Source organism: Pantoea dispersa, from assembly GCF_014155765.1.
Taxonomy (GTDB): domain Bacteria; phylum Pseudomonadota; class Gammaproteobacteria; order Enterobacterales; family Enterobacteriaceae; genus Pantoea; species Pantoea dispersa.
Map to the genome: position 1 here is coordinate 1 of NZ_SCKT01000014.1, position 26,027 is coordinate 26,027.

The window sequence follows — 26,027 nt, forward strand, 5'->3', positions numbered from 1 at the left end:
TGGCGTATATTACGCTTTCCTCCTTCAGAGTCAAACACTTTTTTCAGCGTTTTTCTCCGGCGGAAGTTCTTAACGAAGCTTCCTGTCTACACCGCATTCCGTAAGTCGTTGTGCCGTGTCGATGGAGGCGCATTATAGGGAGTTGTTCGGCACGCGCAACCGCTAAATTCAATAAAAACAATCGTTCGCTGCATTCCACAGCAAAACCCCGCCTTATACCCGGTTACACACAAAGTTATCCACATCTGCAGCCGGTAATAAATTTAGGCGAGCATCGCGCAAACGTTTTCGCTACAATGCCCCGCGACGTCAAGGATGCCCCTTTTGGGGCGTTACCTGAGGTAAATGTTCTCTTCTATATATAGAGAGAGAAAGTTAAGCCTGATGTAACGCTCTTATTTACGCGAAACAAAGCCAAGGGATAAAACCACCATGCAACAACGTCGTCCTGTACGCCGCGCTCTGCTCAGTGTCTCTGACAAAGCCGGTATCCTCGAATTTGCTCAGGCCCTCTCCCATCGTGGTGTTGAGCTGCTCTCCACAGGTGGTACCGCGCGCCTGCTGGCAGATGCCGGCCTGCCCGTCACGGAAGTTTCTGACTACACCGGTTTCCCGGAAATGATGGATGGACGCGTCAAAACGCTGCACCCCAAAGTGCACGGTGGCATTCTGGGCCGTCGCGGCACCGATGATGCCATCATGGCCGAGCACGCCATCAATCCTATCGACATGGTGGTGGTGAACCTCTATCCCTTTGCCCAGACCGTGGCGAAAGCTGACTGCAGCCTGGAAGATGCCGTTGAGAACATTGATATCGGCGGTCCCACCATGGTGCGCTCGGCAGCCAAAAACCACAAAGACGTGGCGATCGTGGTGAAGAGCAGTGACTACGACGCGATCATCGCGGAGCTCGATGCCAACGAAAACTCCCTGACGCTGGAAACCCGTTTCGATCTGGCCATCAAAGCCTTTGAACACACCGCCGCTTACGACAGCATGATTGCCAACTACTTTGGCAGCCTGGTACCGGCCTATCACGGCGAAAGCACCGCGCCGGCCGGCCGCTTCCCGCGCACCCTGAACCTCAACTTTATTAAAAAGCAGGATATGCGTTACGGCGAGAACAGCCATCAGGACGCTGCTTTCTATATTGAAGAGCAAGTCAGCGAAGCGTCGGTCGCCACCGCACAGCAGCTGCAGGGCAAAGCGCTGTCCTACAACAATATTGCCGATACCGATGCGGCACTGGAGTGCGTCAAGGAGTTCAGCGAGCCAGCCTGCGTTATCGTCAAGCACGCTAACCCATGTGGCGTCGCCGCAGGCGATTCAATTCTTGCCGCCTACGAGCGCGCTTATAAAACCGATCCGACCTCGGCGTTCGGCGGCATCATCGCCTTTAACCGTGAGCTGGATGAAGCAACCGCGCAGGCGATCATCAGCCGTCAGTTCGTGGAAGTCATTATTGCGCCATCGGCCAGTGAAGCGGCACTGCGCGTGACCGCAGCCAAACAGAACGTCCGCGTTCTGGTGTGCGGCCAGTGGCAGAGCCGCGTGGCCGGTCTCGACTTCAAACGCGTCAACGGTGGCCTGCTGGTTCAGGATCGCGATCTCGGTATGGTCGATGCCAGCCAGCTGCGCGTTGTCAGCCAACGTCAGCCGACCGAACAGGAACTGCGTGACGCGCTGTTCTGCTGGAAAGTGGCGAAATTCGTTAAATCCAACGCCATTGTGTATGCACGCGACAACATGACGATCGGTATTGGCGCGGGCCAGATGAGCCGCGTTTACTCTGCCAAAATTGCCGGCATCAAAGCCGCTGACGAAGGACTGGAGGTGAAGGGTTCCGCCATGGCTTCCGACGCCTTCTTCCCGTTCCGCGACGGCATTGATGCTGCGGCGGCAGTGGGCATCACCTGCGTGATCCAGCCGGGCGGTTCCATCCGCGATGATGAAGTGATTGCTGCCGCCGACGAGCACGGCATCGCGATGATCTTCACTGACATGCGTCATTTCCGCCATTAATAGCCTGGAGCCGTAACGATGAAAATTTTAGTGATTGGTAATGGTGGACGTGAACACGCGCTGGCGTGGAAAGCAGCACAGTCGCCGCTGGCAGAAACCGTATTTGTTGCGCCAGGCAACGCCGGTACCGCGCTGGAGCCGGCCCTGCAGAACGTGGCCATCAGCGCCACCGATATTCCGGCCCTGCTGGCGTTTGCGCAGCAGGAAAACATCGACCTGACCATCGTCGGGCCGGAAGCGCCGCTGGTGATTGGCGTAGTCGATGCGTTTCGCGCTGCCGGCCTGAAAATCTTTGGCCCGACGCAGGCTGCCGCGCAGCTGGAGGGCTCAAAAGCCTTCACCAAAGATTTCCTTGCCCGCCAGCAGATTCCAACGGCGGAATACCAGAACTTCACCGAGGTGGAACCCGCGCTGGCTTACCTGCGTGAGAAAGGCGCGCCGATCGTCATCAAAGCGGACGGTCTGGCCGCGGGTAAAGGCGTCATCGTCGCCATGACGCTGGCCGAAGCGGAAGCGGCGGTGCAGGACATGCTGGCCGGCAATGCGTTCGGCGACGCGGGTCACCGCATCGTCATCGAAGAGTTTCTTGATGGTGAAGAAGCCAGCTTCATCGTGATGGTGGACGGCGATAACGTCCTGCCGATGGCCACCAGCCAGGATCACAAACGTGTTGGCGACGGCGACACCGGCCCGAACACCGGTGGCATGGGCGCTTACTCACCGGCACCGGTAGTGACCGATGAGATCCACCAGCGCGTGATGGATCAGATCATCTGGCCAACCGTCAACGGCATGAAAGCGGAAGGTAACACCTACACCGGTTTCCTGTATGCCGGTCTGATGATCGACAAAGCCGGTCAGCCGAAGGTGATCGAATTCAACTGCCGCTTCGGCGATCCGGAAACGCAGCCGATCATGCTGCGCCTGCAGTCGGATCTGGTCGCGCTGTGCCTCGCCGCCGTCGACGGCACGCTCGATCAGCAGCAGTCACAGTGGGATCCGCGCCCGTCACTCGGCGTGGTGCTGGCCGCTGGCGGTTATCCGGGCGACTACAACACGGGCGATCAGATCCACGGTCTGCCGCTGGAAGATGTCGCGGACGGGAAGGTATTCCATGCCGGCACCACCCTGAAAGATGACCTGGTGGTGACCAGCGGCGGTCGCGTACTGTGCGTGACTGCGCTGGGTGAAGATGTGGCAGCAGCGCAGAAGAATGCTTACGCGCTGGCGCAGCACATCTCATGGAACGGCAGCTTCTGCCGTAATGATATCGGTTACCGCGCGATTAACCGCAAGTAAGCCCCCGGCGGCGGCCAGCCGGTCGCCGCTAAAAATCAGCCTCTTTCGGCTGCCAGCGGCACTCATCTTCCGGCGTGGCACGCAGCAGCTGAATCCCCTCTGGCGCTTCCAGCCACGACAGGGTAATCGGCTGTTGCTGCCCCTGCTGCTGTCGATACAGCGTTGCCAGCGTGTCGCGATCGAACGCCACATTCACCTGCTGCCCCTCACAGTCACGAACCTGCGTACCGCCCTGCCAGTGCCCCTGCCGCAACAGTACCCGACCACTCAGCAGTGCATTGCTCTGCGCCAGCATGCGCTGCGCGTCAAACCGGTACAGCTCGACGCTGTCGGCGCTGACGGCTTCACGCCGGCCAGCCAGCTGTCGCTGCATAAAATTGAGGTTGCCCTGATGGTCGAAACGCAGGGTTACGTCGTCCGGCTGCTGGCCAGTGACGTGCCGTTCCACGCTCAGCAGTTTATCCGCCTGCCAGATATAGTCGGTGGTTTCCCGGCTATCGCCATTGAAAGGGGTGTAGACAGTACGCAGATGGACGGCTTCGTGGTCGCCGTTTTTACGCCAGATTCGCACCGTGCCACGGTCAGACAGATAGCCGCTGGCGGTGAAAGCCGGAAGATCGGGAGTGGCACTGCAGCCGGTGAGTAATACCCCGAGGAGGATGGCGCAGAGGCGCTGAGGAGAGATGTTCAGCATAGCAGGCCCCGGTAACAAAAAGGGGCGAAATCGCCCCTCTTTTAAAGCTAAACCGCGATGCGGAAAACTTACTTAACAGCGTCTTTCAGTGCTTTACCAGAGACGAACGCTGACACGTTAGCTGCAGCGATTTTGATCTCTTTGCCAGTCTGCGGGTTGCGACCGGTACGCTCAGCGCGGTGGTTCACTTTAAAAGTACCAAAACCAACCAGTTGTACAGCATCACCTTCTTTCAGAGACTCAGTGATCGCAGCCAGGGTAGATTCCAGCGCAGCTTTAGCCTGGGTTTTAGACAGGTCCGCTTTCTCTGCGATCACATCAATCAGTTGAGTCTTGTTCATAAGTTATCCTTAAAGTGTATTTATCGCTTGCTAAGCAACGAGTGCGAGGGAAAAGCCATATTCTGGCACTCTTCAGCCTGCACGCACCGATAGCCACAATTTTCAGCCCCCCAAATGTAGACCAGACAGGGGGCTGATGTGAAGCCTCCAGGCGCGGTAATTCGGGCCTGAAGTCACGTTTTCTCGCCTTATTGCTGAAAATTTATACCGATGTTACTGATTCCGGCTTCACGCAGGTCTGCACGTAGTCCTTTGATTAGCTCCAGGTCCCGTTCTTCGCACTCTGCCAGCAGGCGAAAAATCTCCCACTGCAGGTCCCATTCGTCAATTACCGCCTGGTTGTCACGCAGCTCTTCGTCGCTCATTTCGCGACCGGCCTGGGTCATTTCAAGGATGGCCACGGTGGTGATCGACGTGCGGCTGACTTCGATGGCCTGCTCCAGCGTTTCACCGCTCAGCTGCGCGTGCAGGAGTTCACTCAGCGCCACGCAGGCGTCAATCGCCGGGTGCACGCCGTAAACGTCAAAGTCGTCACCGTTTGGGATCGCCGCTTCCAGTTTCTCCAGCTGGCTGTCGAAATTGATTTTGGCATCCTTCACCGTCAGGCTTTCCCACACCAGGTCGAGAATGCGGCGATAGAGCTGCGGATCGGCAAACTCGGTCTGCTGACAGAAGGCCCAGTAATTGGGGAACATCCGCTCGCACAGACAGGCCATAAAGGTCATGTGCTGCCAGCTTTCCAGCTTCGCCAGACGCAAATGGACGGGGTTCTGTAACATCAAACTTACTCTCGGTAGATTAGCTGGCGGCAGTGTACCGCAAAAGCCGCGCACAAACAGCGTTAGCGCGCATTTTGCCACTTCACAAAAGCGGGACGGCCAGATGCCACGGCATCGGCCCAGCGCGTTGGCTCCGGCAAGCGGTAGCCAGCCATGCAGGCCTCAACCCAGTGCAGTGCGCTATCGAGGCTGACGCGGTGGCCGGTTGAGACAAACAGCGGATTGCAGCGCGTCTTGCTGCGCCACACCCAGGCAATCTGCTCGCCTTTATCCATCAGCGGCTGACGACTGCCCGGTGCCGCATCCAGCTCAGCGAAACGGCCGCACAGGCGCTTTTTCGCTACGCCGATGGTTGGCACATCCAGCAGCGAGCCGAAATGCGCGGCAACGCCCAGCCGGCGCGGATGAGAGATGCCATGGCCGTCGACGAACAGCAGATCGGGCCGCTGCGACAATTGCTGCCACGCCGCCTGCAGGGCTGGAATTTCGCGAAACGAGAGAAAACCGGGAATGTAAGGCATGGTGGTCGCGACACGCGCGATGCGATGCTCCACCAACGTTAATGAAGGGTATTCGAGGATCACCAGGGCGGCGCGCGTTACCTCGCCGCCCTGTTCAAAACCAACATCGGCGCCGCCAATAAAGCGCGGCGGCAGTACGTCAAAATCATCCTGCCGCACCACGCTGGCGGCGAGCTGTACCTGTTGCTGTCGTAGTGCGGCTAAATCCATGCTTATCCCTGATGATATGGTCGTGATAACCGATGCACCGCCTCCACAAACGCGCCAGCGTGCTCTGGCGGAACATCCTGATGAATCCCGTGACCGAGGTTGAAGACGTGGCCTTCGCCTGCGCCAAAGCCTTCCAGAATCCCCGCCACTTCCTGCTCAATTCGTGCAGGGGGTGCATACAGCATAGACGGATCCATGTTGCCCTGCAGCGCGACTTTATCGCCCACGCGGCGCCGCGCTTCGCCAATATCGGTGGTCCAGTCAAGGCCCAGCGCATCACAGCCGGTGGCCGCCATCTCTTCCAGCCACTGGCCGCCGCCCTTGGTAAACAGGGTGATGGGCACGCGTCGTCCTTCGTTCTCATGCAGCACGCTGTCGACGATTTTGTGCATGTAATAGAGCGAGAACTCGCGATAGTCGCGCCCGGTCAGCACGCCGCCCCAGGTATCAAACACCATCACCGACTGCGCACCCGCTTTAATCTGCGCGTTGAGGTAAAGGATCACGCTCTCTGCCAGCTTATTCAGCAGCGCGTGCAGCGTCTGCGGCTCGGCGTACATCATCTTCTTGATTTTGGTGAAAGCCTTGCTGCTGCCGCCTTCTACCATGTAGGTTGCCAGCGTCCACGGGCTGCCGGAGAAACCGATCAGCGGCACTTCGCCTTTGAGGTTGTGACGGATGGTGCGCACCGCATTCATCACGTAACCCAGTTCCTGCTCCGGATCCGGCACCGGTAGTTTATCCACATCGGCACGGCAGGCGATGGGGTGGGAGAAACGCGGGCCTTCGCCTGTCTCAAAGTAGAGCCCCAGGCCCATCGCATCCGGAATGGTCAGGATATCGCTGAAGAGGATCGCGGCATCCAGCGCATAGCGGCGCAGCGGCTGCAGGGTGACTTCGCACGCCAGCTCCGCGTTCTTACACAGCGACATAAAATCACCGGCTTCAGCGCGCGTGGCTTTGTATTCCGGCAGGTAACGCCCGGCTTGTCGCATCATCCATACCGGCGTGATATCCACCGGCTGGCGTAACAGGGCGCGCAGATAACGATCGTTCTTCAGTTCACTCATAATGGGCTCTCTCATGCTAAGGCCGGCAGTGTAGCATTTTCATGCCGCGCTGGCGCGACACAGCGCAACCGTATCTTCAATCAGCCGGCGCGCCACGGTGCCCGGCGGCGGCAACAGGGGCAGATCGTCGTAGCGATACCAGCCAGCATCCAGCAGCTCTTTACCATCGTGCTGCAGCTCGCCGCCATCGTACTCCGCCATGAACGCCATCATCAGCGAGTGCGGGAACGGCCACGGCTGCGAGGTCACGTAACGCACATTTTTTACCCGCACGTTGCTCTCTTCCATCACCTCGCGGGCCACCGCCTGCTCCAGCGTTTCGCCGACTTCGACAAAACCGGCCAGCACGGTGTAGATGCTGTTGCGATGGCGCGCATGGTTTGCCAGCAGGATCTCCTCACCGCGACGAATCGCCACAATGATGCAGGGGGCGATTTGCGGATAGTAGCGCTCGCGGCAGTGGCTGCACAGGCAGGCAAATTCGCGCTTGCTGTGCTGCATTTCATGGCCGCAATAGCCGCACCAGCGATGCGAACGGTAGAACTCTGCCAGCTGCACGCCGCGCCCGGCGAGCTGAAACAGACCGACATCTTCGTCAATCAGCTGGCGCACCGAGGCCATATTGTCCGGACGCGCTTCGCATACCAGCCAGACGTTTTCGCCCTGCCACTCGCCAATCACTCTGCCGCTGCTGCCGGTCAGGCCAAACTCGCCGGATAAGCCATGCGGCAACTCGCCTTGCGGCAACCAAAGTTTCTGCGCAGAGCTGACAATCCACCAGCCAGCGTCTACGCTTGAGATCTCACGTTGCATCTTAATCGTTGTCCTTAGCGTCAAATGGCACGCTGAAATCCTGATGTTAAGTGTGTAATAAACAACTATAACTCACCTGGAGCCCCGTATGCTTACCCAGTTAGATAACCTGACCGAGCGTGTAGGTGGCGGTAATGAATTAGTCGACTCATGGTTGCGCGCCCGTCGACAGCTGCTCGTCACCTATTACGAGTTAATTGGCATGAAGCCGAACAAAGAAGCGCTGACCGCGCTGGATGAACAGGCGCTGGATGCGTTTTGCCATCGTCTGGTGGACTATCTCTCCACCGGCCACTTCAGCATTTACGAGCGCATTATCAGCGAGATGTCCGGCGACAGCCCGATGATTGCGGCGGCGCAGATCTATCCGGCGCTGGAAGGCAATACTGAACGTCTGATGCAACTGTATGACAGCCATCTGCAGCAGGCCATTAATGACGACAACTGCGTGGATTTCCAGCAGGCGCTGTCAGAAGTGGGCGAAGCGCTGGAGTCACGCTTTACGCTGGAAGACAAACTGATTCAGCTCGCCTGGGATAACCAGCTGGCGCGCCCGCCGGTGGCCAATGACAGCACCATTGCTCGTCCGGCCTGAACCGCTGCAGTTGTAAAAGACTTGTTATTCAGGAAAAGCCCTTTTATGCTGAATGGGCTTTTTTATTGTCTTTTTAACGACAATCCACAATCAAATTTTGCGATATAAGCGCAGCGTGCAACAGTCAGTAAAGTCGCTTATCGCGTAAAACGTAAACTTGTCGGAGTGCCCTTAGGGGCTGAGACCGTTAATTCGGGATCCGCGGAACCTGATCAGGTTAGTACCTGCGAAGGGAACAAGAGTAGATGTGATCAGCACGGTGCAGTCAGGCGCCCGCACCGTTTCTGTTACTCCTTCCGGACTCCGGACAAGCAGCTTCCCCTTGTTTTCAGGAAACTTGCTATGTCTGATGCTAAAACCTCACGTCGTGAACAACGCGCGCAGGCGCAAAAATTTATCGATTCACTCCAGGGAACCGCCTTCCCTAACTCCAAACGTATCTGGATCAGCGGCAGCCGCGCGGATATCCGCGTCCCGATGCGCGAAATTCAGCTCAGCCCGACGCACACCGGCGGCAGCAAAGATCATCCGCAATACGCAGACAATGAACCGGTGCCGGTGTATGACACCGCCGGTGCCTATGGCGATCCCCACGCGACCATCAACGTGCATCAGGGTCTGGCAAAATTGCGCGCCGGCTGGATCGCCGAACGCAACGACAGCGAAACCATCAGCGCACTCAGCTCAAGCTACAGTCAGCAGCGGCTGGCAGATGACGGGCTGGATCATCTGCGTTTTGAACACCTGCCGCAGCCGCGCCAGGCCAAAGCGGGTCGCCGCGTCACGCAGCTGCACTATGCGCGTCAGGGCATTATCACGCCGGAGATGGAGTTCATCGCGCTGCGCGAAAACATGGGACGTGAGCGTATCCGCAGTGCAACGCTGTTGCAGCAGCACGCCGGCCACGGCTTTGGCGCGCAGCTGCCGGAGAATATCAGCGCCGAATTCGTGCGCGCTGAAGTGGCCAGCGGCCGCGCCATCATTCCTGCCAACATCAATCATCCGGAATCGGAGCCGATGATTATCGGCCGCAATTTTCTGGTGAAGGTCAACGCCAACATCGGCAACTCGGCGGTAAGTTCGTCGATTGAAGAGGAAGTGGAAAAACTGGTGTGGGCCACGCGCTGGGGGGCAGATACCGTGATGGATCTGTCGACCGGCCGCTATATCCATGAAACGCGCGAGTGGATTTTGCGCAACAGTCCGGTGCCGATCGGCACGGTGCCAATCTATCAGGCGCTGGAAAAGGTTAACGGCATCGCAGAAGATCTTAACTGGGACATTTTCCGCGATACCCTGCTGGAACAGGCTGAGCAGGGCGTTGATTACTTCACCATTCACGCGGGCGTGCTGCTGCGCTATGTGCCGATGACCGCACAACGGCTGACCGGCATCGTGTCGCGCGGCGGCTCAATCATGGCGAAGTGGTGCCTGTCACATCATCAGGAAAACTTCCTCTACCAGCATTTCCGCGAAATCTGTGAAATCTGCGCCGCCTATGATGCCGCGCTGTCGCTCGGTGATGGTTTACGTCCCGGCTCGATTCAGGACGCCAACGACGAAGCCCAGTTTGCCGAACTGCGTACCTTAGGCGAGCTGACGCAAATCGCCTGGCAATATGATGTGCAGGTCATGATTGAAGGCCCCGGTCACGTGCCGATGCAGATGATCCGCCGCAATATGACCGAGCAGCTGGAACATTGCCATGAAGCGCCGTTTTATACGCTGGGCCCGCTGACGACCGATATCGCGCCGGGCTACGATCATTTCACCTCCGGGATTGGCGCCGCCATGATCGGCTGGTTTGGCTGCGCGATGCTGTGCTACGTCACGCCGAAAGAGCACCTTGGCCTGCCGAATAAAGAGGATGTTAAGCAGGGGCTGATTACCTACAAGATCGCCGCGCACGCTGCCGATCTGGCTAAAGGCCATCCCGGCGCGCAGATCCGCGACAACGCCATGTCGAAAGCTCGCTTTGAGTTCCGCTGGGAAGATCAGTTTAATCTGGCGCTCGATCCGCATACCGCGCGGGCCTATCACGACGAAACCCTGCCGCAGGAATCCGGCAAAGTGGCCCACTTCTGTTCCATGTGCGGCCCCAAATTCTGTTCAATGAAAATCACCCAGGAAGTGCGCGAATTTGCCGCCCGCCAGCAGGCTGAAGCCCAGCCGATAGCGCTGGGCATGGCGCAAATGTCCGATGCCTTCCGTAGCCGTGGCGGCGAGCTGTATCACGCCGCCGATGCCCTGAAAGAGGAAAAATGATGACTGAAGCCTTCCCTGCCACCGCGCCAAAACTGGGGCTCTATCCGGTTGTCGACAGCGTGTTGTGGATTGAACGCCTGCTGGCAGCCGGCGTGCGCACCCTGCAGTTGCGCATTAAAGATGGCGATGATCGCCAGATTGAAGCCGCAGTACGCGATGCCATCGCCCTGGGCAAACAGTACGGTGCGCGGCTGTTTATCAACGATTACTGGCGCTTAGCGATTAAGTACAACGCTTATGGTGTGCATCTTGGTCAGGAGGATCTGGATGTGGCCGACCTGGACGCTATCCGCCACGCCGGCTTACGCCTGGGTCTGTCGACACACGATGACGCCGAGCTGGATCGCGCACTGGCGCTGCGTCCGTCCTATATTGCGCTCGGCCACATCTTTCCGACACAAACCAAAGATATGCCCTCTGCACCACAGGGCATAGCCGAGCTGAAGCGCCATCTGGCGCGGCTGCAGCACATCCCCACCGTGGCGATTGGCGGCATTTCGCTGGCTCGCGTGCCGGAGGTGCTGGCGACCGGCGTCGGCAGCATTGCCGTGGTCAGCGCGATTACCCAGGCGGAAGACTGGCAGGCGGCCACCCGCCAGCTGCTGGCGCTGGTAGAATCCCCAGAGCATGTTGCAAAAGCGTTGTAACTGACTGCAACGGCGCTAAAAATCCGCGAATACGGCGCGCAAACGGCAGCAGTCAGGGCTGGCGCGACCGGGGACAATCGCTAAAGTGAGCCTGCCCGCTGTCGCTTGCAGCGGGCCAGGGCTGGCTTCCCCGACTCTCTGTCCGGCCCTGCCTTTCCACCGTTATTCCGTCAGGGAGGTGATATGGCGCGTTTCCGCACTGCAGGCCTGCATGGCACGCTCCACGGCTGCGCCGAGGCTGGCAATCGCCTGCTCGGTTTGCTCATTCATTGGCAGACCATAATTGAGGCGCAGGCAGTTGCGATATTTACCCGCCGCCGAAAACAGCGAACCGACCGCCACCTGGATTTTCAGCTCCCGCAGCTCCGCATTCAGCCGCACCGCATCGAAGGCTTCCGGCAGCTCAATCCACATCAGGAAACTGCCCTGCGGCCGCGAGACGCAAATGCCGCAGGGAAAATAGTGGCGCACCCAGCAACTAAACGTCTCATAGTTACGCTGATACACCTGGCGCATGCGGCGCAAATGCGGCAGGTAATGGCCCTGACGAATAAACTCCGCGACCGCATACTGCGGCTGCGTTGCCGTCGAACCGGTGCCAATATATTTCATGTGCAGTACGCGATCGCGATAGCGTCCCGGCGCGACCCAGCCCACGCGCAAGCCGGGCGCCAGGGTTTTGGAAAACGAGCTGCACAGCAGCACGCGGCCATCCATATCCAGCGATTTGATCGTGATCGGACGCGGATACTCCCACGCCAGCTCGCCGTAAACATCATCTTCAATGATCGCCGCGTCAAAGCGCTGCGCCAGCGTCAGCAGCGCGCGCTTACGCGCTTCCGGCATGATAAATCCAAGCGGATTATTACAGTTGGGTACCACCACCACCGCTTTAATTGGCCACTGCTCAAACGCCAGCTCCAGCGCCTCCAGGCTGATCCCGCTGACCGCATCGGTGGGGATTTCAATGGCGCGAATGCCCAGACCGCGCAGTGTCTGCATGGTGCCGTGAAACGCCGGCGACTCGACGGCAATGATATCGCCTGGCTCGCACACGGCGCGAATCGACACCGACAGCGCTTCATGGCAACCGGTAGTGATGACAATATCTTCCGCCGTCAGCTGACAGCCGCTGTCAATTGTCAGCCGCGCAATCTGCTCGCGCAGCGCTGCCACGCCGAGCAGGCTGTCGTAGTTGAGCTGATCCATGTCCTGCTTCTGCGCCATGCGGCCCATGATTTTCCACAGCGGCTTGAGCGTCGGCTGGGTCAGATCCGGCATGCCGCTGCCCAGCTGCAGCACGTCGCCATTAATGCGGCTGCTCAGCAGCTCCAGCACCGATTCCCACTGGGTGATCTCAACCGGACGCTGTACGGGTCGGGTCATCGCCGGCACCGGCGGCGTGGCTTTACGGGTAGCGACAAAATAGCCGGAACGCGGCTGCGGCACGATAAGCTGCTTCTCTTCCAGCAGATGATAAGCCTGCTGCACGGTACTGATGCTGACGCCGTGCTCAATGCTGAGCGTACGCACCGAGGGCAAGCGTTCGCCGCTGCGATACAGCCCCTGCTCAATACGGTCTGAAAGCAGACAGGCCAGATGTTGATAGCGCGTCATTGTGTGCCTCGCTGCGTTAACGGTGATCAAAAATCAGTACAGATGACGCCTATTTCTACCATTCAGATCGGTACCGGCGCAATCTGTATGTTAAAGATAAGTGATTTTTGAATCTGTATTGCATTCGCCATCAGAGGGAAAATGTCGTTCAGACATCATACTGAGGGCTGGGATTATGGAATTCGATCAGAACCGGGCGGCAAAACCGTTCAGCGTGACCTTACTCGATATCTTTCGTGGCGGCGTGCGCGCAATCAAACGCTGGCAGGCCAGACGGGAAACGCGGGAGATTCTTTCGCACCTGAGTGATGCGCAGCTGCGTGATATCGGGCTGACGCGTCAGGATATCAATCAGAAATAACGCGGATTTCAGACGAAAAAAAACCCTGCCGAGGCAGGGTTTTTCATGGTCAGCAGAGCAGACGATTATTCGTCGTCGCTACCGCCCAGACCGGCGTTCAGCAGCTCAGCGAGGCTGGCAGAGGCTTCATCCGCAGTCACCTGCGGTGCAACCGGTGCTTCACCCGCCTGACGGCGACGCATACGATCCTGGTGGTAAGCATAACCGGTACCGGCCGGGATCAGACGACCCACGATAACGTTCTCTTTCAGGCCGCGCAGCTCGTCGCGCTTGCCTGCTACCGCTGCTTCGGTCAGGACACGGGTGGTCTCCTGGAACGATGCCGCAGAGATGAACGATTCGGTTGCCAGCGAGGCTTTGGTGATACCCAGCAGGTCACGCATGTACGTCGCGCCGATTTTGCCATTCGCTTCCAGATCGCGGTTGGAGATCTTGATACGAGAGACTTCCGCCTGCTCGCCTTCCAGGAACTCCGAGCTACCCGCGTTCATGATGGTTGCTTTACGCAGCATCTGACGCACGATGACTTCGATGTGCTTATCGTTAATCTTAACGCCCTGCAGGCGGTAAACTTCCTGCACTTCGTTGGTGATGTAACGGGTCACAGCATGGACGCCACGCAGACGCAGGATGTCGTGCGGAGACTCTGGGCCGTCGGATACGACGTCACCACGTTCTACACGTTCACCTTCGAATACGTTGAGCTGACGCCATTTCGGAATCATCTCTTCATACGGATCGCTACCGTCAACCGGGGTGATCACCAGACGACGCTTGCCTTTGGTCTCTTTACCGAAGGAGATGATACCGCTGATCTCCGCCAGGATAGCTGGCTCTTTCGGACGACGCGCTTCGAACAGGTCGGCAACGCGTGGCAGACCACCGGTGATGTCCTTGGTACCGCCAGATTCCTGCGGAACACGCGCCAGGGTATCACCCGAGCTGATCTTCACGCCATCTTCCAGTTGCACAATCGCTTTACCTGGCAGGAAGTACTGTGCCGGCATGTCGGTGCCCGGGATCAGTACGTCGTTGCCGTTGGCATCAACGATTTTCAGTGCCGGACGCAGGTCTTTACCGCCCGCAGTACGCTCTGCAGAATCCAGTACCACCAGCGATGACAGACCGGTGAGGTCGTCAGTCTGACGGGTAATGGTCTGACCGTCGATCATGTCAGTGAAGCGGATGAAACCGCCCACTTCGGTGATAACCGGCATGGTGTGTGGATCCCAGTTTGCAACGGTTTCGCCCGCGGCAACCTGCTCGCCATCACCTTTCGCCATGACCGCACCGTAAGGCACTTTATAGCTCTCTTTGGTACGACCGAACTCGTCGATCATCTTCAGCTCAACGTTACGCGAGACGATAACCAGCTTCCCGGAGGAGTTGGTTACTGACTTGGCGTTGGTCAGCTTGATAGTACCTTTGTTCTTCACCTGAATGCTGGATTCAGCTGCCGCACGCGATGCCGCACCACCGATGTGGAAGGTACGCATGGTCAGCTGGGTACCCGGCTCACCGATGGACTGTGCTGCGATAACGCCGATGGCCTCACCTTTGTTGATGATGTGACCACGTGCCAGATCGCGACCGTAGCAGTGTGCACACACACCGAAGTCGGTTTCACAGCTCACCACGGAACGCACTTTAATCGCGTCCACGGAGTTCAGTTCAACCACGTCACACCAGTGCTCATCGATCAGGGTGTTACGCGGGATCAGGATGTCCGCAGTGCCCGGCTTCAGCACGTCTTCTGCCGTCACACGACCCAGTACACGCTCACGCAGCGGCTCTTTAACGTCGCCACCTTCGATGACCGGGGTCATCATGATGCCTTCGAATGTGCCACAGTCGTCTTCGGTAACCACCAGGTCCTGCGCCACGTCAACCAGACGACGGGTCAGGTAACCGGAGTTCGCCGTTTTCAGTGCGGTATCGGCCAGACCTTTACGCGCACCGTGGGTCGAGATGAAGTACTGGAGTACGTTCAGACCTTCACGGAAGTTCGCGGTGATTGGCGTCTCGATGATGGAGCCATCTGGCTTCGCCATCAGACCACGCATACCTGCCAGCTGACGAATCTGTGCCGCAGAACCACGCGCACCGGAGTCGGCCATCATGTAGATGCTGTTGAACGAAACCTGCTGCTCTTCTTCGCCGTGACGGTTGATCACGGTTTCGGTCTGCAGGTTATCCATCATCGCTTTGGATACGCGTTCGTTAGCCGCAGCCCAGATATCGATGACTTTGTTGTAACGTTCGCCCGCGGTAACCAGACCAGACTGGAACTGCTCCTGAATCTCGGCCACTTCCGCTTCTGCTTCTGCAATGATTTCTGCTTTCTTGGCAGGAATCACCATGTCGTCGATACCTACTGAGGCACCTGAACGGGCTGCATAGGCAAAGCCGGTGTACATGGTCTGGTCAGCAAAGATAACGGTCGGCTTCAGGCCCAGGATGCGGTAACAGGTGTTCAGCATCTTAGAGATCGCTTTCTTACCCAGCGCCTGGTTGACGATGGAGTAAGGCAGACCTTTCGGTACGATCATCCACAGGATCGCACGACCAATGGTGGTGTCGATCAGGCTGGTTTTCGCAACGAGCTCTTCCTGCTCATTTTTGCTGTATTCAGTGATACGCACTTTAACGCGTGCATGCAGCTCGGCCTGGCCTGCGCGGTAAACACGCTCAGCTTCTTTCGGGCCGGTCAGCACCATGCCTTCGCCTTTGGCGTTCACTTTGTCACGGGTCATGTAGTACAGACCCAGAACAACGTCCTGTGAAGGAACGATGATTGGCTCGCCGTTCGCTGGAGACAGAATGTTGTTGGTAGACATCATCAGCGCACGCGCTTCCAGCTGGGCTTCCAGCGTCAGCGGTACGTGAACAGCCATCTGGTCACCATCGAAGTCTGCGTTATACGCCGCACACACCAGCGGGTGCAGCTGGATCGCTTTACCTTCGATCAGTACCGGTTCAAACGCCTGGATACCCAGACGGTGCAGGGTTGGTGCACGGTTCAGCAGTACCGGGTGTTCGCGAATCACTTCATCCAGGATATCCCAGACGACCGCTTCTTCGCGCTCAACCATTTTCTTGGCCGCTTTAATGGTGGTCGCGAGGCCACGCAGTTCCAGCTTGCCGTAGATGAACGGTTTGAACAGCTCCAGTGCCATTTTCTTCGGCAGACCGCACTGATGCAGACGCAGGTATGGACCTACGGTGATAACCGAACGACCGGAGTAGTCAACACGTTTACCCAGCAGGTTCTGACGGAAACGACCCTGCTTACCTTTGATCATGTCGGCCAAAGATTTCAGAGGACGTTTGTTAGAGCCGGTGATGGCACGACCGCGACGGCCGTTATCCAGCAGGGCATCTACCGCTTCCTGCAGCATACGTTTTTCGTTACGTACGATGATATCTGGAGCAGCCAGATCCAGCAGACGCTTCAGACGGTTGTTACGGTTGATCACGCGACGATACAGATCGTTCAGATCCGACGTAGCGAAACGACCGCCGTCCAGCGGTACCAGCGGACGCAGATCTGGCGGCAGCACCGGCAGAACGGTCAGGATCATCCACTCTGGCTTGTTGCCAGACTGCACGAACGCTTCCAGCAGCTTGATACGCTTGGTCAGCTTTTTACGTTTGGTCTCAGAGTTGGTTTCGTTCAGCTCTTCACGCAGCTGCTCGCACTCCTGCTCCAGATCCATATTTTTCAGCAGCGCCTGGATAGCTTCCGCACCCATCTTCGCGTCGAATTCGTCACCGAACTCTTCCAGCGCGTCAAGGTACTGCTCTTCGGTCAGAATCTGACGTTTTTCCAGATTGGTCATGCCGCCTTCGACCACAACATAAGATTCGAAGTACAGCACGCGTTCGATGTCACGCAGCGGCATATCCAGCAGCAAACCGATGCGGGACGGCAGTGATTTCAGGAACCAGATGTGCGCGGTCGGCGAAGCCAGTTCAATGTGGCCCATACGCTCACGACGCACTTTGGTCTGCGTGACTTCAACGCCACACTTCTCACAGATCACGCCACGGTGTTTCAGACGCTTGTACTTACCGCACAGGCATTCGTAATCTTTTACTGGTCCGAAAATACGGGCACAGAAAAGACCGTCACGCTCCGGCTTGAAGGTACGGTAGTTAATGGTTTCCGGCTTTTTAACTTCACCGAAAGACCAGGAACGGATCATGTCTGGCGAGGCCAGCGCAATTTTGATCGCATCAAACTCTTCGGTTTTAGTTTGCGCTTTCAGAAACTTAAGTAAGTCTTTCACGGATTAGCTCCCGTCGGAGTGGAACTCTCAGGGACGCGCCAGGCGCGTCCCATAACCAGTACTTGCGAGTGCTTACTCGTCTTCCAGCTCGATGTTGATACCCAGCGAGCGAATCTCTTTCAACAGTACGTTGAAGGATTCCGGCATGCCCGGTTCCATCTGATGGTTGCCGTCAACGATGTTTTTATACATCTTGGTACGGCCGTTGACGTCATCAGACTTAACGGTAAGCATTTCCTGCAGGGTATACGCGGCACCGTATGCTTCCAGTGCCCACACTTCCATCTCACCGAAGCGCTGACCACCGAACTGCGCCTTACCACCCAGCGGCTGCTGCGTAACCAGGCTGTAAGAGCCGGTAGAACGGGCGTGCATCTTGTCGTCGACCAGGTGGTTCAGTTTCAGCATGTACATGTAACCTACGGTTACCTGACGCTCAAACTGCTCACCGGTACGGCCGTCGAACAGGGTGATCTGACCGGAAGAAGGCAGACCGCCGAGCTGCAGCAGCTCTTTGATTTCGCTCTCTTTCGCACCGTCGAACACTGGCGTCGCGATTGGCATACCTTTTTTCAGGTTCTCTGCCAGACGCAGCACTTCGTCGTCCGAGAAGGTGTTCAGGTCAACTTTCTGACGCACATCGGTGCCCAGATCGTAAGCACGCTGGATAAACTCACGCAGTTTGGCGACTTCTTCCTGCTTCTTCAGCATCGCATTGATCTTCTCACCAATGCCTTTCGCCGCCATACCCAGGTGGGTTTCCAGAATCTGACCGATGTTCATACGCGATGGTACGCCCAGCGGGTTCAGTACGATGTCGACCGGCGTACCGTTCTCATCGTATGGCATGTCTTCGATTGGGTTGATCTTCGAGATAACACCTTTGTTACCGTGACGCCCCGCCATTTTGTCACCAGGCTGAATCTGACGCTTAACGGCCAGATACACCTTGACGATTTTCAGCACGCCCGGTGCCAGATCGTCGCCCTGGGTGATCTTGCGACGCTTCGCTTCGAGTTTCTTTTCAAACTCGTGCTTCAGCTCGTCATACTGCTCAGCCAGCTGCTCCAGCGCGTTCTGCTTCTCTTCGTCGGTCAGACCGAGTTCCAGCCAGCGCTCACGAGGCAGCTTGTCCAGTTTCTCCGCTTCCACGCCACCTGAAATCAGGACGGCCTGGATACGGCTGAACAGGCCCGCTTCGAGGATCTGCAGTTCTTCAGACAGGTCTTTTTTCGCCTGCTTCAGCTGCATCTCTTCGATTTCCAGCGCGCGCTTGTCTTTTTCCACGCCATCGCGGGTGAAGACCTGTACGTCGATAACCGTACCGGAAACGCCGTTCGGCACGCGCAGTGACGAGTCTTTCACGTCAGAGGCTTTTTCACCGAAGATGGCACGCAGCAGTTTCTCTTCTGGCGTCAGCTGGGTTTCACCTTTCGGCGTGACCTTGCCTACCAGAATGTCGCCACCGGTCACTTCCGCACCGATATACACGATGCCGGATTCATCCAGTTTGGAGAGCGCAGCTTCACCCACGTTCGGGATGTCAGCGGTGATCTCTTCCGGCCCCAGTTTGGTGTCACGCGACACACAAGCCAGTTCCTGAATGTGGATGGTGGTGAAACGATCTTCCTGCACAACACGCTCAGAAACGAGGATGGAGTCTTCGAAGTTGTAACCGTTCCATGGCATGAACGCCACGCGCATGTTCTGACCCAGCGCCAGCTCACCGAGGTCGGTAGACGGGCCGTCAGCCAGCACGTCGCCACGCTCGATAGGTTCACCCAGAGAGACACACGGCATCTGGTTGATGCAGGTGTTCTGGTTAGAACGGGTGTACTTGGTCAGGTTGTAGATGTCGATACCTGCTTCGCCCGGATACATCTCGTCTTCGTTAACTTTGATAACGATACGTGACGCATCGACGTACTGCACGGTACCACCACGTTTCGCGACGGCAGTTACACCGGAGTCGACCGCAACAGCACGTTCCATACCGGTACCAACCAGCGGCTTGTCAGCACGCAGGGTAGGTACAGCCTGACGTTGCATGTTCGCACCCATCAGGGCGCGGTTAGCATCATCGTGCTCCAGGAATGGAATCAGGGACGCACCGACAGAAACCACCTGCTGGGTGGAAACGTCCATGTAGTCAACCTGGTCGCGGCTGAACAGGCTCGATTCACCTTTGCTACGGCAGGTGACGAGATCGTCAACAAAGCTGCCGTCATCGGCGAGGTTGGTGTTCGCCTGAGCGATAACGTAGTTACCCTCTTCGATTGCAGAGAGGTAATGAATTTCATCACTCACTTTACCGTCAACCACGCGGCGGTACGGCGTTTCGAGGAAGCCGTATTCGTTAGTCTGCGCGTAAACAGAGAGTGAGTTGATCAGACCGATGTTCGGACCTTCCGGGGTTTCGATTGGACATACGCGACCGTAGTGAGTCGGGTGTACGTCACGCACTTCGAAGCCGGCGCGTTCACGGGTCAGACCGCCTGGGCCCAGAGCAGAGATACGACGTTTGTGCGTAATCTCAGACAGCGGGTTGTTCTGGTCCATAAACTGGGACAGCTGGCTGGAACCAAAGAACTCTTTCACCGCGGCCGAAATTGGCTTGGCGTTGATCATGTCCTGTGGCATCAGCGTGTCGAGGTCGCCCAGAGACAGACGCTCTTTCACAGCGCGCTCTACACGCACCAGGCCAACGCGGAACTGGTTTTCCGCCATTTCGCCGACAGAACGGATACGACGGTTACCGAGGTGGTCGATATCATCCACTTCGCCAATACCGTTACGGATACCGATGAGCTTCTTCATCACTTCAATGATGTCGTCTTTGCTCAGGATACCGGAACCTTCGATCTCGTCACGCAGCAGAGAACGGTTGAACTTCATGCGGCCAACGGCCGACAGATCGTAACGATCTTCAGAGAAGAACAGGTTCTCGAACAGGTTTTCTGCGGCTTCACGCGTTGGCGGCTCGCCAGGACGCATCATGCGGTAGATCTCAACCAGCGCGCTCAGGCGGTCGTTGGTTGGGTCAACGCGCAGTGTCTCAGAAATGTACGGGCCGTGATCCAGGTCGTTGGTGAACAGGGTTTCGATGCGTTTGTGACCGGACTGGCTCAGTTTCGCCAGCAGATCCAGTGACAGCTCCATGTTCGCCGGCACGATCAGCTCACCGGTGTTCAAATCGATGTAATCTTTCGCGACCACTTTGCCCGCGATGTACTCGACCGGCACTTCGATGTGCTGAATGTTGTCTTTTTCCAGCTGACGGATGTGGCGCGCAGTAATGCGACGACCTTTCTCAACGTAGACCGTGCCGTTGGCTTCGATATCGAAGGAGGCGGTTTCACCACGCAGGCGCTCAGGCACCAGTTCCATCTGCAGCTTGTTATCGCGGATTTCAAAGACCACTTTTTCGAAGAACAGATCGAGAATCTGCTCAGTGGTGTAATCCAGCGCGCGCAGGATGATACTGGCCGGCAGCTTACGACGACGGTCAATACGGACGAACAGGTTGTCTTTCGGGTCAAACTCGAAGTCGAGCCATGAACCGCGGTAAGGGATGATACGTGCGTTATACAGCACTTTACCGGAAGAGTGCGTTTTACCCTTATCGCTGTCAAAGAATACGCCAGGACTACGATGCAGCTGAGAAACGATAACACGCTCAGTACCGTTGATGACAAAGGTACCGTTGTCGGTCATGAGCGGAATTTCGCCCATGTACACTTCTTGTTCTTTGATGTCTTTGACGGTGCCTTCCGGCGCTTCGCGCTCGTAGATCACCAGACGCAGTTTAACGCGCAGCGGTGCGGAATACGTCACGCCACGGATCTGACATTCTGTCACGTCAAACACCGGCTCACCCAGACGGTAGCTGACATACTGCAACTCAGAGTTGCCGCTGTAGCTCGCGATTGGGAACACGGAACGGAAGGCTGCTTCCAGACCGTACTGGCCTTCTGGATCTTGCTCGATAAACTTCTGGAACGAGTCAAGCTGGATAGAAAGGAGATAAGGCACATCCAGTACTTGTGGACGTTTACCAAAATCCTTACGAATACGTTTTTTCTCGGTATAGGAGTAAACCATAGGGTTCCTCAGCTAGCTGACAAGTCGACCCACGCTGTCCGTCCTGAAGGGACAGTTCATGCAACACTATTTTGTTTTTCATGCGATGCGCGGCACCCCATGCAATACATCTTTCTATCACTCTTAAATCATTTCATCGCCGTTGCGCAGGCAGGGAACCCTCACAGGAAAGCGGTATATTAAGTCGTCGATAGAAAAAGATATTGAAGAGGAACAATGGACAAACAGTGCGAAACGCCATCGTTCCCCTGTAGCGCAAAAAGGCTGGTGACCAAAAAGTCACCAGCCATCAGTCTGTTTACGCAGACTGCAACCCGAGGGTTGTCTTACTTAACTTCAACTTCAGCGCCAGCTTCTTTCAGAGCAGCTTCAAGTGCAGCTGCGTCGTCTTTGCTGATGCCTTCTTTGATTGCAGCTGGAGCAGCTTCAACCAGGTCTTTAGCTTCTTTCAGGCCCAGACCAGTTGCGCCACGAACGGCTTTGATTACAGCAACTTTGTTCGCGCCAGCAGCTTTCAGGATAACGTCGAATTCAGTTTTCTCTTCAACAGCTTCAGCCGGGCCAGCAGCAACAGCTACAGCAGCAGCAGCAGAAACGCCGAATTTTTCTTCCATAGCAGAAACCAGCTCAACTACTTCCATTACGGACATAGCTGCAACGGCTTCCAGGATTTGGTCTTTAGTGATAGACATGACAATTGTTCCTAAGAATCAGTAAAAGTTTATACGTTAGCAAGTACGAAGAAAAAGAATCTGGCCTTAAGCCGCTTCTTTCGCGTCGCGAACAGCAGCCAGAGTGCGGACCAGCTTGCCAGCAGCAGCTTCTTTCATGGTCGACATCAGACGTGCCAGTGCTTCTTCGTAAGTCGGCAGCGTTGCCAGACGGTCAATTTGTGCCGCCGGGATCAGCTCACCTTCAAAGGCTGCAGCTTTGACCTCAAAGTTTGCATTCGCTTTCGCGAACTCTTTGAACAGACGAGCAGCAGCGCCCGGGTGTTCCATAGAGTATGCAATCAGGGTCGGACCAACAAACGTGTCTTTCAGGCACTCGAATGGAGTACCTTCAACGACGCGGCGCAGCAGGGTGTTACGAACAACACGCATGTAGACGCCAGCTTCACGACCTGCTTTACGCAGTTCAGTCATTTTATCAACGGTAACGCCACGGGAATCCGCAACAACCGCTGAAAGCGCGCCTTTGGCTACTTCGCTAACTTCAGCAACAATTGCTTGTTTGCCTTGAAGATTTAATGCCATTAGCTTTGCTCCTGGATTTGACCGGGAAAATTTCCCGGAACTCACTTCACTTACACACCCGAAGGCCGTAAGCGCGTTACACGGTGAGCAGAATCCAGTGAAGAAAAAATTCTTTTTGGTTCTGTCACCGTCTACGCAGGATATTAAGCATCACTTCCGAAGAGGTTCTGCTCCTGCGGTCTTGGACGGAGGCCAGGATCAGGCCTGGCTCCAACCTTAGTCGCTGAATGACAAGGTGTTTAGACCTGTGCACTCCGCGACTATGAATTTGGGTTCTGAATTGACGGATCAACCAGAACAACGGGCGTAAGATTCTAGATGAATTTTTCGCCCGTTACAAGCAGCAATTAGTTTGCTGCTGCGTTCAGACCAGCCTGGTCAACGGCAACGCCGGCGCCCATGGTGGTAGAGATGCTGACTTTCTTGATGTACACGCCTTTCGCCTGAGCAGGTTTAGCTTTTTTCAGCGCAACCAGCAGAGATTCCAGGTTTTCTTTCAGTTTGTCAGCATCGAAGTCCACTTTACCAATGGTGGTGTGGATGATGCCGTTTTTGTCGTTACGGTAACGAACCTGACCCGCTTTAGCGTTTTTCACAGCTTCAGCAACGTTAGGAGTTACGGTACCCACTTTCGGGTTTGGCATCAGACCACGTGGGCCCAGAACCTGGCCCAGCTGGCCAACAACGCGCATTGCATCCGGAGAAGCAATAACAACGTCAAAGTTCATTTCGCCTTTCTTGATCTGATCAGCCAGGTCTTCCATACCTACCAGCTCAGCGCCAGCTGCTTTAGCAGCTTCAGCGTTTGCGCCCTGGGTAAAGACGGCAACACGTACTGAACGACCAGTACCGTGTGGCAGAACGGTCGCGCCGCGTACGTTCTGGTCAGATTTACGTGCATCGATGCCGAGGTTAACAGCAACGTCCACGCTCTCTACGAATTTAGCGGTAGCCAGTTCTTTCAGCAGAGCAACAGCTTCGTTGATGTCATACTGTTTAGTCGCATCAACTTTGTCACGGATCACGCGCATGCGCTTGGTCAGCTTAGCCATTTCTTAGTCCTCCACTACCAGGCCCATGGAACGAGCAGTACCTTCGATAGAGCGAGTCATCGCTTCTACGTCAGCACCAGTCATGTCCGCAGCTTTGGTTTCTGCGATTTCACGTACCTGAGCACGAGTTACTTTACCGACTTTTTCTTTGTTCGGCTTACCAGAACCAGACTTAACGCCTGCTGCTTTTTTCAGCAGAACGGCAGCCGGAGGCGTTTTGGTAACGAAGGTGAAAGAACGGTCGCTGTATACGGTGATAACTACTGGAGTCGGCAGACCCTTTTCCAGTGATTCTGTTTTGGCGTTGAACGCTTTACAGAATTCCATGATGTTAACACCCTGCTGACCCAGAGCCGGACCAACTGGTGGGCTCGGGTTAGCCATACCAGCTGCAACCTGCAGCTTGACGTAGGCTTGTACTTTCTTGGCCATGATATTTCCTCTATTGGGTATAGCGCCTGGCGAACAGGCTCCCCGTGATAACGATTTACACGCTGTTGCCAGCGCATAAAAACAAAAGGCGCGAAATTATAGGTAAATTTCGCGCCTTCCGCAAGAGCTAAAAAGTGAACAAAAGGCTTAGCCTTTCTCCACCTGAGCAAAGTCGAGTTCAACCGGCGTTGCACGGCCGAAGATAGAAACAGAAACCTTCAGGCGGCTCTTCTCGTAATCCACTTCTTCGACCACACCGTTGAAATCGGCAAACGGGCCGTCGTTGACACGCACCATCTCGCCTGGCTCGAACAGCGTTTTCGGACGCGGCTTATCACCCACCTGCTGCAGGCGGTTCATGATCGCATCCACTTCTTTATCACTGATCGGTGCCGGACGGTCAGAGGTACCACCAATGAAGCCCATTACACGCGGTACACTGCGCACTAAGTGCCAGCTGGCGTCATTCATCACCATCTGGACCAGTACGTAACCAGGGAAGAATTTGCGTTCGCTTTTGCGACGCTGGCCGCCACGGATTTCCACGACTTCTTCAGTCGGCACCATGACTTCGCCAAACAGTTCTTCCATGTTGTGCAGTTTGATATGCTCTTGCAGCGACTTGGCTACGCGGGCTTCAAAACCGGAAAACGCCTGAACGACGTACCAGCGTTTTTTTGGAGCTTCAGACATCTCAGAACCTCAGGCCAGTGATAAACGATACCAGACGGACCAGAATACCATCCAGCCCCCACAAAATCAGTGACATCACGGCAGTGACCGCGGCAACGATTAACGTGGTGTGCAATGTTTCCTGGCGAGTTGGCCAGATGACCTTACGCATTTCGGTTCTTGCTTCACGTGCAAAAGCCACGGTTGCTTTGCCTTTGGTGGTCAGCAACGCAATGCCGCCCGCCGCAGCGATCAACACCACGACAGCCAGCGCGCGTAAAGGCAGTGTCACATCGCGATACAGGTAGTTACCGACGATTGCTACCAGCAGCAATGCGATCACAACTACCCACTTTACCGCTTCCAGGCCGCGCCCGCTCCCTTGAGCTTCGGTATTCGCACTCATAAACCAACCTGCCACAATAATTCAGAAACTATTCTGCCCCGCAGAGCGAGGCATCCAAACCGAATGCGCTTTTGGGCATAACTCGGTATCCAGCGCCGTAATACAGAGCCTGTCTCAGCAATGATTATGATCGAAAATCACTGATGAGCCAGGTTCTGGTTAACAGCGTACAAAAAGGGCATCAAATGATGCCCTTTCCGTGTGCATTGCGTCAAATATTATCGCTATTACGCGATAACTTTAGCAACAACGCCCGCGCCAACGGTACGGCCGCCTTCGCGGATTGCGAAGCGCAGACCTTCGTCCATTGCGATTGGATGGATCAGGGTAACAACCATTTTGATGTTGTCGCCTGGCATTACCATCTCAACGCCTTCTGGCAGCTCTACTGAACCGGTTACGTCAGTGGTACGGAAGTAGAACTGTGGACGGTAGCCTTTGAAGAACGGAGTATGACGGCCGCCTTCGTCTTTAGACAGAACGTAAACTTCTGACTCGAACTGGGTGTGTGGCTTGATGGTACCTGGCTTAGCCAGAACCTGACCACGCTGGATCTCTTCACGCTTGATACCGCGCAGCAGAACA

22 protein-coding genes and 1 riboswitch are annotated in these 26,027 nt (G+C 56.2%); of the genes, 6 read left to right on the forward strand and 16 right to left on the reverse strand.

Annotated features, from left to right (window positions below; translation table 11 throughout):
• Positions 1–432 precede the first annotated feature (432 nt).
• Together purH and purD are read left to right on the forward strand one after the other, a co-directional pair.
• The gene (gene purH / locus H7K56_RS22535; RefSeq protein WP_021508192.1) at positions 433–2,022 is read left to right on the forward strand and encodes a bifunctional phosphoribosylaminoimidazolecarboxamide formyltransferase/IMP cyclohydrolase; all 1,590 of its coding nucleotides are present in this window, start codon (positions 433–435) and stop codon (positions 2,020–2,022) included.
• Between the two features lie 18 nt (positions 2,023–2,040).
• Entirely contained in the window at positions 2,041–3,321 is a 1,281-nt protein-coding gene (gene purD / locus H7K56_RS22540; protein ID WP_150361801.1) for a phosphoribosylamine--glycine ligase, read from the forward strand.
• A gap of 28 nt (positions 3,322–3,349) precedes the next feature.
• Here purD and H7K56_RS22545 read toward each other — a convergent pair whose 3' ends face one another.
• The 6 genes from H7K56_RS22545 to nudC form a co-directional block, all read right to left on the reverse strand.
• The gene (locus H7K56_RS22545) at positions 3,350–4,015 is read right to left on the reverse strand and encodes a DUF1481 domain-containing protein (RefSeq protein WP_021508194.1); all 666 of its coding nucleotides are present in this window, start codon (positions 4,013–4,015) and stop codon (positions 3,350–3,352) included.
• 68 nt (positions 4,016–4,083) lie between these two features.
• Positions 4,084–4,356: a nucleoid-associated protein HU-alpha gene (hupA, locus tag H7K56_RS22550; RefSeq protein WP_150361800.1), complete on the reverse strand. Its 273-nt coding sequence runs from the start codon at positions 4,354–4,356 to the stop codon at positions 4,084–4,086.
• 188 nt (positions 4,357–4,544) lie between these two features.
• Positions 4,545–5,135 (reverse strand): YjaG family protein, encoded by a 591-nt coding sequence (locus H7K56_RS22555; RefSeq protein WP_150361799.1) that lies wholly within the window; start codon positions 5,133–5,135, stop codon positions 4,545–4,547.
• Between the two features lie 62 nt (positions 5,136–5,197).
• Positions 5,198–5,866, reverse strand: coding sequence for a deoxyribonuclease V (gene nfi / locus H7K56_RS22560; protein WP_058781855.1), 669 nt, complete (start codon positions 5,864–5,866; stop codon positions 5,198–5,200).
• A 2-nt stretch (positions 5,867–5,868) separates the two neighbouring features.
• Complete coding sequence (gene hemE, locus H7K56_RS22565) at positions 5,869–6,936, reverse strand: uroporphyrinogen decarboxylase (protein ID WP_150361798.1); 1,068 nt, start codon at positions 6,934–6,936, stop codon at positions 5,869–5,871.
• Positions 6,937–6,975: 39 nt separating this feature from the next.
• Positions 6,976–7,749, reverse strand: a complete 774-nt coding sequence (nudC, locus tag H7K56_RS22570; protein ID WP_021508198.1) for an NAD(+) diphosphatase — start codon at positions 7,747–7,749, stop codon at positions 6,976–6,978.
• An 88-nt stretch (positions 7,750–7,837) separates the two neighbouring features.
• On the opposite strand from nudC, the gene H7K56_RS22575 reads away from it, so the two are divergent.
• From H7K56_RS22575 to thiE, 3 genes are all read left to right on the forward strand, one after another.
• The gene (locus H7K56_RS22575; RefSeq protein WP_058781853.1) at positions 7,838–8,344 is read left to right on the forward strand and encodes an Rsd/AlgQ family anti-sigma factor; all 507 of its coding nucleotides are present in this window, start codon (positions 7,838–7,840) and stop codon (positions 8,342–8,344) included.
• Between the two features lie 151 nt (positions 8,345–8,495).
• Positions 8,496–8,596: riboswitch (TPP riboswitch) on the forward strand.
• Positions 8,597–8,686: 90 nt separating this feature from the next.
• The gene (gene thiC, locus H7K56_RS22580) at positions 8,687–10,609 is read left to right on the forward strand and encodes a phosphomethylpyrimidine synthase ThiC (protein WP_150361797.1); all 1,923 of its coding nucleotides are present in this window, start codon (positions 8,687–8,689) and stop codon (positions 10,607–10,609) included.
• On the forward strand, positions 10,609–11,256 hold the full coding sequence (thiE, locus tag H7K56_RS22585; protein WP_059012002.1) for a thiamine phosphate synthase: 648 nt from the start codon (positions 10,609–10,611) through the stop codon (positions 11,254–11,256). The genes thiC and thiE overlap by 1 nt, the downstream gene beginning before the upstream one ends.
• A gap of 162 nt (positions 11,257–11,418) precedes the next feature.
• Here the strand turns inward: thiE and H7K56_RS22590 are convergent, their stop codons facing one another.
• Positions 11,419–12,873 (reverse strand): aminotransferase-like domain-containing protein, encoded by a 1,455-nt coding sequence (locus tag H7K56_RS22590; RefSeq protein ID WP_136547958.1) that lies wholly within the window; start codon positions 12,871–12,873, stop codon positions 11,419–11,421.
• 175 nt (positions 12,874–13,048) lie between these two features.
• Between H7K56_RS22590 and H7K56_RS22595 the strand changes: the two genes are divergently transcribed.
• On the forward strand, positions 13,049–13,234 hold the full coding sequence (locus tag H7K56_RS22595) for a DUF1127 domain-containing protein (protein ID WP_058769981.1): 186 nt from the start codon (positions 13,049–13,051) through the stop codon (positions 13,232–13,234).
• A gap of 65 nt (positions 13,235–13,299) precedes the next feature.
• Here the strand turns inward: H7K56_RS22595 and rpoC are convergent, their stop codons facing one another.
• From rpoC to H7K56_RS22640, 9 genes are all read right to left on the reverse strand, one after another.
• Positions 13,300–17,523, reverse strand: coding sequence for a DNA-directed RNA polymerase subunit beta' (gene rpoC, locus H7K56_RS22600; protein WP_021508204.1), 4,224 nt, complete (start codon positions 17,521–17,523; stop codon positions 13,300–13,302).
• 72 nt (positions 17,524–17,595) lie between these two features.
• The gene (gene rpoB / locus H7K56_RS22605) at positions 17,596–21,624 is read right to left on the reverse strand and encodes a DNA-directed RNA polymerase subunit beta (RefSeq protein ID WP_021508205.1); all 4,029 of its coding nucleotides are present in this window, start codon (positions 21,622–21,624) and stop codon (positions 17,596–17,598) included.
• A gap of 326 nt (positions 21,625–21,950) precedes the next feature.
• Positions 21,951–22,316, reverse strand: coding sequence for a 50S ribosomal protein L7/L12 (gene rplL, locus H7K56_RS22610; RefSeq protein ID WP_021508206.1), 366 nt, complete (start codon positions 22,314–22,316; stop codon positions 21,951–21,953).
• A 66-nt stretch (positions 22,317–22,382) separates the two neighbouring features.
• Positions 22,383–22,880: a 50S ribosomal protein L10 gene (gene rplJ / locus H7K56_RS22615; protein WP_021508207.1), complete on the reverse strand. Its 498-nt coding sequence runs from the start codon at positions 22,878–22,880 to the stop codon at positions 22,383–22,385.
• 347 nt (positions 22,881–23,227) lie between these two features.
• Complete coding sequence (gene rplA / locus H7K56_RS22620) at positions 23,228–23,932, reverse strand: 50S ribosomal protein L1 (protein ID WP_021508208.1); 705 nt, start codon at positions 23,930–23,932, stop codon at positions 23,228–23,230.
• 3 nt (positions 23,933–23,935) lie between these two features.
• Entirely contained in the window at positions 23,936–24,364 is a 429-nt protein-coding gene (gene rplK, locus H7K56_RS22625) for a 50S ribosomal protein L11 (protein ID WP_150361796.1), read from the reverse strand.
• 147 nt (positions 24,365–24,511) lie between these two features.
• The gene (gene nusG, locus H7K56_RS22630) at positions 24,512–25,057 is read right to left on the reverse strand and encodes a transcription termination/antitermination protein NusG (protein WP_010616908.1); all 546 of its coding nucleotides are present in this window, start codon (positions 25,055–25,057) and stop codon (positions 24,512–24,514) included.
• A 1-nt stretch (position 25,058) separates the two neighbouring features.
• A complete protein-coding gene (secE, locus tag H7K56_RS22635; protein ID WP_021508209.1) occupies positions 25,059–25,442 on the reverse strand; it encodes a preprotein translocase subunit SecE in 384 nt (127 codons plus the stop codon).
• A gap of 227 nt (positions 25,443–25,669) precedes the next feature.
• The coding region (locus tag H7K56_RS22640; RefSeq protein WP_445669863.1) for an EF-Tu C-terminal domain-related protein at positions 25,670–26,027 on the reverse strand (358 nt) is incomplete at its 5' end.